This is a genomic window from Protofrankia sp. CiP1_Cm_nod2 (assembly GCF_920664355.1).
GTDB lineage: Bacteria > Actinomycetota > Actinomycetes > Frankiales > Frankiaceae > Protofrankia.
Genome location: NZ_CAKKTL010000034.1, coordinates 2,411 through 3,795, shown reverse-complemented (window position 1 = coordinate 3,795; position 1,385 = coordinate 2,411). Strand labels below are relative to the sequence as shown.

Below are 1,385 nucleotides of genomic sequence, written 5' to 3'. Positions count from 1 at the left end.
GCCGCCCGCCAGCTGCGCGCGGCGATCCATGTCCTCGGCAGGCTCGCGGACACGTGGGATGTGCAGCATCACTATCTGGAAACGGACAACGTCGACCTGGAGGTGACGCTCGCCAGCCTCGCCCGGCTCGCCGGGGTGCGGCGCACGAGGCAGCCACGCCGGCCGCAGCCTGCGCCCGGCGTCACGGACCGTGGGCTGAACGATCTCATCGCGCGCAACGACGCACTGCAGAGGGAACTCGAACTGCTACAGAACCGGCACCGTGAGAACCGGCACCGTGAGAACCGGCACCGTGAGAACCGGCACCGTGAGAGTCGGCACCATGCCGCCGGACGTGAGGACGAGGAGTTCGGTCGCGTTCTCCTCGAACTGCACCAGCGAAGGACGAACCGCGCAGCAGCCGCCGCAGGAGTAGCTCATGACCGATGACACTCGCGAAGCCGTGGTAACCGAGCGGGTCCAGCACGCCCACGACGTCGTGGGACTCACCCTCGCCGACCCCTCCGGCGCCGCCCTCCCCGGCTGGCAGGCCGGCGCACACATCGATCTGCTGCTGCCCGAGGGACGCGCACGCCAGTACTCCCTGTGCGGCAGTGACGGGGCCTGGAGCATCGCGGTGCTCAACGCGCCCGACGGCCGTGGCGGATCGGCCTGGATCCACGACAACATCCGCGAAGGCGACGTGATTCAGGTCCGGGGCCCGCGAAACAGGTTTCCACTCGCGGCCGCGCAACGGTACGTCCTCATAGCCGGCGGCATCGGGATCACGCCGATCATCGCCATGGTCCGGGAACTGGAGGGCCGGGAGAACCAGAACTGGCGGCTGACCTACGGCGGCAGGTCCCGCGAGTCGATGGCCTTTCTGCGCGAGCTCGAGGGCAGGGGCGAACGCGTGACCATCGCACCCCAGGACGAGACCGGGCTCATCGACATCCCGGCGGCGCTGGGCCAACCGCGGATCGGGACCGCGGTCTACTGCTGCGGACCAGAACCGCTGCTCAGGGCGGTCGACCGGGCGTGCCGTTCCTGGCCACCCGGGACACTGCACGTCGAGCGCTTCGCTCCGGTCGAGGCCGACGACACGGGCGACCGGCCCTTCGAGGTCGTGGCCGAGCGCTCCGGTGTCACCGTGATCGTTCCCCCTGGCGTTTCCGTGTTGGACGCGCTCGCCGACCAGGGCATCCACATCGCCACCTCATGCGGCGAGGGCGTGTGCGGCACCTGCGAAACCAAGGTGCTGGAGGGCACGGTCGACCACCGGGACTCGCTCCTGACCGAGGAGGAGCGCACCGCCAACACCGTGATGATGGTGTGCTGCTCCCGCGCACGCGGCGCACGACTCGTCCTCGACGTCTGACCACGCCCGCCCTGGCCACCGCGCGACG

General features: G+C 70.0%; 2 protein-coding genes. Both read left to right on the top strand.

Going from position 1 to position 1,385, the window contains the following annotated elements; all coding sequences use genetic code 11:
- Positions 1-429 (top strand): hypothetical protein (locus NBW84_RS05850; protein WP_250282414.1); only part of this gene is annotated, 429 nt, incomplete at its 5' end.
- Complete coding sequence (locus NBW84_RS05845; protein WP_250282413.1) at positions 419-1,357, top strand: 2Fe-2S iron-sulfur cluster-binding protein; 939 nt, start codon at positions 419-421, stop codon at positions 1,355-1,357. The genes NBW84_RS05850 and NBW84_RS05845, both read left to right, overlap by 11 nt.
- Positions 1,358-1,385: the final 28 nt, after the last annotated feature.

What these genes read in the sequence shown, in the direction of transcription:
- NBW84_RS05845 (WP_250282413.1), top strand. Translation starts at nt 419, where the DNA reads ATGACCGATGACACTCGCGAAGCCGTGGTAACCGAGCGGGTCCAGCAC.